Origin of the sequence: Pseudoalteromonas sp. BSi20429, from assembly GCF_000238895.1 — a bacterium.
Classification (GTDB): Bacteria; Pseudomonadota; Gammaproteobacteria; order Enterobacterales; family Alteromonadaceae; genus Pseudoalteromonas; species Pseudoalteromonas arctica.
In genome coordinates, this window is sequence record NZ_BADV01000088.1 from 20,592 (window position 1) to 30,779 (window position 10,188).

Below are 10,188 nucleotides of genomic sequence, written 5' to 3' on the forward strand. Positions count from 1 at the left end.
TAAATTTAACTTTGAATAAATATCAGCATAATTAAAATTAGTACGCGTTAAGACAATATTTTAGTTACAATAGTGCCTACGAATAAAAAATTAATTTTAAATGAGTTTTTAATGCAATTCCCTGATGATGATAACGGCCAACTTTTAGCCGAAATAGCCGCTGCTGGCATTGATTTAAATAAAATGCACCAAGTCGATTTTTTTATTTTATTTGAACAAGAAGCCGATGCTGAAAAATTTGCTAAAGAAATAGTCTCTGATGCATTAGTTCAAAATGCTGAGCTTGAAAAATGTAAAGACACTGGCGTTTGGGAAGTAATCACTCAAGTACAAATGGTGCCAGAGCACACCCTTCTAGGACAAGCAGAGCAATACATTGAAGGTATTGCTAATAGCTTTAATGGATACGGTGATGGCTGGGGATTAATGGACGGTGACGAGGCTTAGTTGCCTTTTAATTGTATTAGTTCAATGTACTCTATCAGTTAAGCTTAGCGGCTTAACTGATTTGCCTTTCTAAAACCCCCTTTATAGTCAAATAGCTTATCAGCCACTTTCCAACCATACTTTTTGCTTTTTCGTGCAATAACAAAATCCGGTGGTACTAATTCAAATTGTGCTTTTACTACTTGCTCTGCAGTTTTAAAATTAATAGGTGTTTGCCCAAGCCCCACACGTTGACCAAATTGCTTATTAAATATAAATTGCCCGCCTTTATTTGCGAGGTTATATACTTCATCGCAACTTGCACCATCTTCATCAAAATACGTTATTTTAATAAGTTCATCTTTAATTTGAGTTACCGATAACCCACTACATCGAAGCACAAGTGCGTCTTTTAAGTTTAATGCATTACGTAACTTATCATCAGGGTCGGCCATTACCGCGCCGCAATCATGGCATTTACGTGCTGCAATATCATTTTGGGCACCGCACTGCTCACACTCTTTAAACCTAAAACGATAATCGCACTGCTCTTTATGCCCATCATCATCTTCTAACAGCCCTTTACAGCGCCTGCCAAAGTGCTCTATTACTTTTCCTGCGGAATCAGTTTTACCCCAAAATATATTCGCAAAACCACAGCCAGGACAAAGTACCTGCACAGGTTCATTATCACTATCGCCTTTTTTATCGCCTACTTCTGGGTGAAATAAATTAAAACCATTGCCGGCATAATCTATTACTAAGCAATCCGTTTTTGATTCAGATAGCCTCAAGCCTCGCCCCACAATTTGTTGATATAAACTAACTGATTCTGTAGGTCTTAAAATAGCTATAAAGTCGACATGTGGCGCATCAAAGCCGGTTGTTAGTACCGATATATTAACTAAATACTTTAATTGCTTAGCTTTAAATTGCTTAATGATTTTATCGCGCTCAGTGTTTGGCGTATCACCTGTTATAAGTGCACTTTGCTGAGCTGGCAAATAGCTTAATATTTCCTGAGCATGCATTACCGTGGCTGCAAAAACCATAACACCTTCACGCTCTTCACTGTATTGAATTACTTGCTGTAATATCGCTTTCGTTGCGCGCTCACTGTTTTTTAAAAGCGCATTCATATCATCAGTCGTATATTGCCCAAATGCATTGCTATCTAAAGACGAAAAATCATAATGGCTAATCGCTGCATCAACTTCGTTTGGCGGCGTTAAATAATTATGTTTGATCATATACCTGAGTGGTAATTCAAAAATACAACTTTTAAACGGGCTTTCATTAGTCCCTTTAACAAAGCCATGATAATGATGATGGTATATCCACCCCGTTCCTAGCCGATAAGGTGTTGCTGTTAAACCCAATACTTTTAACTGAGGGTTATATTCTTTTAAACTACTTATTACTTTTCCGTACTGGCTTTTTTTATCCCCATTTACCCTGTGGCATTCATCAATAATAAGTAACGAATAATGCTCATTTAATTTATTTAAATTACGAGAAAGTGATTGCACACTGGCAAAGGTTACTTGATGGTTTAATGACTTTTCTTTTAAACCTGCTGAAAATATACTCGCCTCTAAACCAAAACTTTTATATTTTTGCGAATTTTGCTCTACCAGCTCTTTTACATGAGCAAGCACTAATATTTTTTGCTTAGCTATACGCGCAAGTTCAGCAATAACCAAACTCTTACCTGCGCCGGTTGGTAGTACAATAACGGCAGGATCATTACTCTTTCTAAAGTGTAAAACGGTTCGTTCTACGGCTTCTTGCTGGTAAGGTCTTAGTTTATAGCTCATGGGAAAACAAATAGGTTTGAGTGAAGAGATTTTAGCAAATAATAGCTGGGAGTTTTAAACTTTAATTATATTTTATTGAGGGGTAAACAAAAAAGAGAAGCCGAAGCTTCTCTTATATTTAGCTTTAAGCTAAAAATTTCTCAAGCTCAACACCTTCAAACGCTTTAGGACGACGGCCACGGCCTGTCCATTCAATAGTCTCACCATTAAGTTCCATACGGTACTTAGGCTTAACTTTAGTACGTTTGTCAGATGCTCCATCTTGTAAATCTTCTAGCGTAAGTCCTTTTTCTTTTAAAAGATCCAAAACTTCCTGTTTCGCTTTTTGCTGCTGGGTATATTTTGAAATTGCATCATTGATAAGCTGTTGGGCTTTTTCAAGATCCGTTAATGATGCTGTTTTAATAAAAGATCGGACTTCTTTCATTTATATCTCGCTAAATTGTGTGATTAGATTTATTTAAATATTCTTTTTTAGTATAAGGGTATTTTTCAAAAATAACTACGACACATAATTTATTAATGTATATAAAATTTATTTATAAAAAAACCGCGATTAAAATCGCGGCTTTTATCATTTTATATAAATAACAATTAGAACTTAGTAGTAAAGCTTAACTGGAAATAACGACCAGTAACATCATAAGCTTCACCAACAGTGTTTATACCTGATGCTCCACTTACAGAACTTTGGTTTGCTACAGGAGGTTGCTTATCAAAAACATTTCGAACTGAAAAAGTAACGTCTGTTCCAGACGTGATGTTATAAGTACCTGATAGATCATGATAAATAACAGTCGGGAAGCGATTAAACTTTTCTAAAGGAGCACCAGTTGAGAAATTTTGGTTTCCTTCAATATTACTATCATTTGAACTTGCCCAGTACTTCATGCGCCATGATACCGCAAAGTCATCAACTGCATAGCCTAAATTTAAATTTGCACGATTAGTAGGAGTTAATACTTCACCTCTGTAATCTATCTCTTCACCAGATTCAATTGATGTTTCAGCATACTCATACAAATGATTCCAAATCAAGTCAGCTGATAATTGCCCGTAAGCAAATTCTTGTTTATAGCTTAATTCAATATCCAAGCCTTTTGTGCTTAAATCATTTTCATTGCTAGTACCAGAGCTAACTTCTGTCAAAGCACCTCTTGTATCACGTATTGCCCCACCACATGTCGCATCAAAGTCTGATGGATCAACACCGTAGCATCGGTTTAATACCGTTGTTCTAGCAGTGGTAGCAATAGCGTTATCTACAGCAATATCGTAGTAGTCAAGCGTTAATGAAAATTCATCAGTCACTTGCCAAATAGCGCCAACACTAAATGAATCAGATGTTTCTTCTTTTACATCTTCATTACCACCAACATAACCGCCAGTGCTTTGACGTTCAATAGTTGTTAAATTGAATGCGCCTTCAGTAGCAACTCGATTAGCCACTTCAGCGATAGAAAGACAGTTAGCCGCTACATTTCCGGTAGATGATGCAGTAATTGCATCACATGGATCTGCAACACCTGAAAATGTTTCACCTCTACCACCGAATAAATCAGCAATATTTGGAGTTCTAATAGCTCGCGCTGCTGATGCTCTTAATTTTACTGTATCTGTAGGAGAGTATTGTACACCTGCATTCCATGTTGTTTGTCCACCAACAATTTCATGATCTGAATAGCGAGCGGCTAAATCTAGTTCAACATTTTCGAGAACTGGTAATACAGTTTCAACAAAAACATCGTTAGTGTAGAAGCTACCATTCGTAGGCTCAGATTTATTTGTACTTGAAGCACCAGTTTGCGCTAAATCACCTGGAGAGTATGAACCTTTTTCAAGACGATGTTCTGCACCAACTGCTAGACCAACCATACCACCTTCTAGCTCAATTGGTAATTCACCTGAAAGGGTTGTTGAAAATATAAATTGCTCAACTTGACCTTGAGATTTTGCAGGTGATCTTACATATGCAACAGCTTCATCAGACAAAGTTCCTGCACCGAACAAATCTAAAGGCACACATCCTTGAAGTACTGCTAAATCATTAGAACATTGGACGTTACCTTCTGCGTTAGTGTATACATCTAATGCATTTGCAGCACGTTCAACATTTATTTGACCACCATTTTCTTGGCGCTGGTCAGTTTTACCCCATGAAATATAAGAGTTTAAAAGCCAGTTGTCATTAATTTCCCAATCTATACCTGTCGCAATACGGATAGTATCACGCTCTAAATCTGTTGAACGAGCACCAAACTCAACCATACGGCGAACTAACGTTGGAATATTATTATCCATTGTTAAATCAGGATTATCAGACATTAAATTTTGGCGTAAAAGGTCTGGAACTAAAGGGCTTCCCAGTTTAATCCCACCAACGCCACCACGTGAAGGTAGATATACATCATCCGTAGTAAAAGGAGTTGGTTCAATAGTCGAGTTGTATGTTTTAGATGAATTCCAGTTTACTTCCGTAAAAGAGTGAACACTATCTGAAATATCTTGTTTAAAATTAACTGCTGCGTATTTACGCTCAAGCGGAGTAACTAACTGTCGGTAAGAAGCACGATTGAATGAATTCTCATCACCTACATAAGGTGTCCCATCTGCATTGTATGCGCCAACACGGCCTTGAGGCGGATATGAAGAATTCTGAATACCAACATATTCACCACCCTCATCATTCAAAAATATAGCTTCATCATATCTTGAGAAGTCTCGATCGGATGACTTCAGACCTTTATCATCATCATATCCAGCAGCAATTGTTACACTACCTGAATCCCAGCTATTACCAGCAGTAAGGTTTAAAGAATATTTTTCGCGATCAGACTCATCTGAAACACCTGTTTGAGCGTTAACTTCAACACCTTCAAAATCGCTTCGCGTAATAATGTTCACAACACCAGCAACAGCATCTGAACCATAAATCGCTGAAGAAGCACTTTTAAGAATATCAATACGTTCAATCATTGATGCTGGTATTGCATTTAAGTCAACCGCATAACCACTTGATGGAGAAACGCCTGATACAAAGCGACGACCATTCACTAATACTAATGTTCTTGAAGAACCTAAGTTACGTAAAGATGTAGTGTTAAGACCAACGCCTGTAGTACCAAATGCACTATTTGATTGGTTTGAACCAGCAATAGTGACCGGGGATTGATTCAAAACATCAGCTACATTCAATGCGCCCATTTGAATAATATCACTTCGACCAATTGATGTGATTGGCACGGTTGTTTCAATATCAGTGCGCTTTATGCGTGAACCCGTTACTTGAATACGCTCTACTTTTTCAACACCTTCGTTTGCAGCGATTGTGTTCATAGAAAAAACAGCTGTAGATGCTGCACCAAAAGCAATCGCTAAGCGAACAGCTTTTGAAACTTGATTATTTAACATTGGATTCTCCCTAGAATACTATTTTAATTGTTTTGCCTTCAAAAACGGTCTGCATTTAATTGCAGTACCTATTTTGATTCGAATAGTAGTCCTAACTTATGCAAAAGGTCAACACTTGGCTAACCAAATAAAACTCTTTATTTACAAAGCTTTAAAGTAACAAAAAACAAACACGATGCCCTTTTTGCAATAATTTATTATTGTATTGCTGTCTTGTTATATGGTTGTATTATTGCAAAAAAATAATTTAAAATAAGTGCTGCCTATAGAAGAAACCATATCTAAATCTCGCCTAAAACAAGTTACTTACTTCCTTATTGTGGCGAATTATGTAGGTGTAAAAGCATGCAAAAAAATAAATTACCTACATAAAATTAACAAAAATGATTGAGACAACTATAGCTATTCAACTATCTGAAAAGCACTATTTCGCCTTTCTAAAAAAGAAAACATCCATAAAGCTATATGTTCATTGATTTCCAAAATCGCGCACAAATAGCAGGCTAACTAAAATAGCTGAGTCACTTTTAGTAGTAATTACTATTAAATATGTATAAATGCTTAGTCTGTATTTCAGAAAGTCGGCGAGGTAGGAGTGTTAATAACTCCCTATATAGATAAAGATGCTATGCGAGTGACGCAAGCTTAATACTGAAACGAAAAAATGAAAGAGCTGCTGTTATGCGTGATGTAATGTGATGCTGCTGATAGCTTTAAAACTCAAAGATATTAAAGCACCACCCTATTCATCAGATTAGAATATAATAAATTTAGAATAGGCTTTTAAAGGATACGAAGACGTTGTTAACGTAGCTTTGAGGCACGTAACCACTCTATCAATAGAGTAATTGGCGTATCAGATATGATCAAGGTTGAGGGCTGTACTACCCAAGAATATATCCAATCACCACATTTTCAGCTTAAGTAATGAAAAATAATTTTTCGTTGATATCCATTATGTTTTTAAACTTCTGAAGAACCGCTAAGTAAATCCAACAATTTCCAGTCTAAAGAAACGTAATATCAACTAGATATAAAAAATTTTTGCCTAGTTATAGCGAAATTTACTTATCGTTAAATAAACCCCATATATAAGCCGGTTGGTATAAACACATATTAGGGCAAGTAAAACATAAAAAAGCCTACTGAAATTTCAGTAGGCTTTAATATTAAACACTTTCGTTTATAAACTTATTTACTAAAAATATTAGAAACGTAAGTTTAGTCCTAAGTTGAAACGTCTGCCGTATACGTCGAAAAACTCACCATCATCGTATGTGCCAGGATTTCTAGGAGGTGTAATATCAAATAAGTTTGAAACACCTAATCTTACTTCAAGCATTTCGCTAACAGTATAACGACCATTTATTGACCATTCTGTATAAGAAGGAACATCATTATAGTTGTTATTTTCAGCAGTCCACTCTCTGTCTAATACTGTTGAATGACGGTATTTACCAATCATACCTACGTATAAATCATCGTAAGTATAGCCTACCGTTAGGTTACCCTGCCAACGAGGGTATCTTACTTCACCAACTGTAGGTGTTGGTTCATAGCCTTCGCTAGAAACATCTGTATTAAACTCTCTATGCTCAAGGTAACTTGCTAGTAAACGGAAGTTAAATGAACCGTAGCTCGTTTCATACTTGTATGTACCTTCTAAATCAACACCTTTAAGAGAGTAAGATGCTAAGTTATATGGTCCATTACGAACCTCAGAAATATCAAGAGTCGTAGGATCACGGTCAACTAAGTCACAAGCACTATTATCTAAACTAGACGCTTCGTAACAATCATCAATAACACGCTGTGCACCTAAAGAGTTAATTGCATCTTCAACGTCAAAACTCCAATAATCTGCAATTAACGTGATATTTTCAGTTGGGGTATAAATTACACCAAATAATGTATCGTCAGACGTTTCTTCTTGAAGGTTTGCATTACCTGAATTCACACTTGGTGGAGTAACACTACGCCAATCATCAGATGGTCTCCAATCTCCAACTGTAGTACCTGGGTTTGGAATACCTGCAGCTTGACAGTTAGCAATTAAGTTTGCTTTTTTGCTATCACTCGCTGTAGATATATTAGTTTGGTCACATGGATCGCCATAAGACGCGAATGACTGAGTACCAGCAGAATAAAGTTGAGATAATGATGGAGCACGAACCGACTTAGACTTTGTACCACGGAAACGAAGTTCATCGTTCATTGCATAGTTAAAGCCTACCTTCCAAGCTACATTATCGCCCACTGAAGAGTAATCCATGTAACGAGCGGCTAACTCAAGGCTTAATGAATCAACAAATGGTGCATCCACTAATAATGGAACTGACATTTCAACACCAATTTCATCAACTGTAAATTCACCATCCCATGCTTTTACAAAGTTACCAAACACTAGATTATTCTGCATTGCTGCACCAGGTTCATTAGAACCAGTTTCTTTACGATGCTCAGCACTTAAAGCAAAAGAAACACCACCGGCAGGCATATCAAAAGCATAACCTGAAATAACACCACCAATAACTTGCTGCTGTTTAACTTTAGAAATTGATGCTGAGGTAGTAACGTAATCTAAAGCTTCTTGAGATGCACCATTAAGACCGAACAGGCTCAATGCCTGACAACCATCTAACGCACCAACTAAAGAACCATCTGAATCACGGTCTGCACAACGAATTGCTCCGTCAATTTCTACCGCGTCAATAGCCTTGTTAAAGTTCTCAGTAAGGAATTCACCGTTCCATGTAGTGTCGTTTTTATTGCGACCGTAACTAAAATATACTTCGTAATCGAACTCTTCTAGTAGTAACCCTTGGAAAGAAAGAGTTGTATTAAGTGTTGTACGATCATCTTCATAGGTACGATTACCGAAACCCGAAGCTAGCTTATAAATTGTAACTGAATCTCTACCAGCTTCATCTAGTTGTGCTTTAGCAGCTGGGTCTAAAAATGCATTATCTGAACGAATCGATTCAGCAAGGAAAATTGGGCTACTTTCTGCATAAGCACTTGCTTTTGAAAAAGAAACTTCAAAATTCATTGAATGATCGTCAGCATAATTATTTACAATGTTTGTAAAAACATTAAAACGATTAAGTGGTGTTGCAAGATCTTGATGTTCAATAAATTTGTAACCATTAGAGAAGCCGTCACCAAAATATCTAAGTTGATTATTCGGCGCAGGTCTTGTTACACCACCAACTATAACGGGACTAAATTCACCATTATCACCAAATACAACATGGCCATCAGGTAAGAAAGCATCACCTGCGCGATCGTAATAGCCTAGTGTTTGCAAACCGGCAAACTCACCTGTAGCTAAAATATTCTGTGGAATTCCATCCGTGTCAGAAACGTTATCAGGGTTTAACATCCCAGAAACTGGGTTACGAAGAAAGTCACGGTCTTGAGCTTCAAGCTGTTCTGTTTCTGAGTAAGATAAGCTCGTAATAAAACTTATTTTATCGCTTTCACCACCAAACGTGAATGAAAAAGACTCTTCTTCACCACCACTTTGTTCTGTAATAGATTTTTTGTAGTTGAAGTCCATAGTATCTTGAGACTTTTTCAAAATAATATTAACTACACCCGCAATTGCATCTGAACCGTAAACTGCTGACGCGCCGCCATGAACAATATCCATACGTTCAATCATTTCAGTCGGAATGCCGTTTAAATCTACCGCAGGATTATCTACAGAAGCACCTACGTATCGACGACCGTTTACAAGTACTAAAGTACGACCTTCTCCAAGCTGACGAAGATCTGTAGTATTTATACCCGCACCAAAAATAGTGTTAGTAGTTGTTGTAGGTGCAGAGCCTACGCCAGATGAAGGCAGCTTTTGTAACAAATCTGATATGTTTGTGATGCCGGCATTAGATAGCTCTTCGCCAGTAATTGTAGTTACAGGAGTAGGTGAAACCTCTGAAAAACGCTTAATACGCGAGCCTGTAACCTCTATACGTTCTACTTTTTCAACGCCTTCTTCTGCCGCAATTGAATTTGCAGCGAAAACAGCCGTTGATGCTGTACCAAAAGCAATCGCTAAGCGAACTGCCTTTGAAATTTTATTGTTTAACATTTGATTCTCCCTAGAATACTATTTTATTATTTATGCTTAATTTTTAAAATTAATGCGCAATAAAGCCACTTAATAAGACTAAAAATGCCTATATGAAGGTACAGTAGGACTTTATTGTGTGACGGATGATAGTACTAGAGAAACAAAGAGGTCAACACATTATTAACTTTAAACCAGCAAAAATAACAAATGTATCTTTCACCATTACATTAAAATCAACAGTAAGCAGCTGATTTTATTGAAAAAGTAATATGTGTATATTTAAAGCTTATATCACCTTAAAATAAAATACTTTAATAACAATAACTTGAGTGTTTGTAAAGATTTGTAACAAAGCATCATTAAAATATATAAAAACATTCATATTTAGTAGAAATATCTAAAGCTGCAGGTTTAAAAAAGTGTCTCTTTTATTTAAGGTGAAATATAAAACAACCTTAC

At 36.6% G+C, this 10,188-nt stretch carries 5 protein-coding genes; 1 reads left to right on the top strand and 4 read right to left on the bottom strand.

Translation table 11 applies throughout. The features are described from left to right. Window positions 1-111: 111 nt before the first annotated feature. Window positions 112-447: a ribonuclease E inhibitor RraB gene (locus tag P20429_RS03410; RefSeq protein WP_007586038.1), complete on the top strand. Its 336-nt coding sequence runs from the start codon at window positions 112-114 to the stop codon at window positions 445-447. A gap of 44 nt (window positions 448-491) precedes the next feature. Here the strand turns inward: P20429_RS03410 and P20429_RS03405 are convergent, their stop codons facing one another. The 4 genes from P20429_RS03405 to P20429_RS03390 all read right to left on the bottom strand — a co-directional run bounded on the left by P20429_RS03405 (window position 492) and on the right by P20429_RS03390 (window position 9,747). Beyond that, window positions 492-2,243: a DEAD/DEAH box helicase gene (locus tag P20429_RS03405; protein ID WP_007586041.1), complete on the bottom strand. Its 1,752-nt coding sequence runs from the start codon at window positions 2,241-2,243 to the stop codon at window positions 492-494. Window positions 2,244-2,367: 124 nt separating this feature from the next. After that, window positions 2,368-2,670, bottom strand: a complete 303-nt coding sequence (locus tag P20429_RS03400; RefSeq protein WP_007586043.1) for an H-NS family nucleoid-associated regulatory protein — start codon at window positions 2,668-2,670, stop codon at window positions 2,368-2,370. Between the two features lie 167 nt (window positions 2,671-2,837). Continuing rightward, complete coding sequence (locus P20429_RS03395) at window positions 2,838-5,654, bottom strand: TonB-dependent receptor domain-containing protein (protein ID WP_007586045.1); 2,817 nt, start codon at window positions 5,652-5,654, stop codon at window positions 2,838-2,840. A 1,207-nt stretch (window positions 5,655-6,861) separates the two neighbouring features. Then, window positions 6,862-9,747 (bottom strand): TonB-dependent siderophore receptor, encoded by a 2,886-nt coding sequence (locus tag P20429_RS03390; protein ID WP_007586047.1) that lies wholly within the window; start codon window positions 9,745-9,747, stop codon window positions 6,862-6,864. Window positions 9,748-10,188 lie beyond the last annotated feature (441 nt).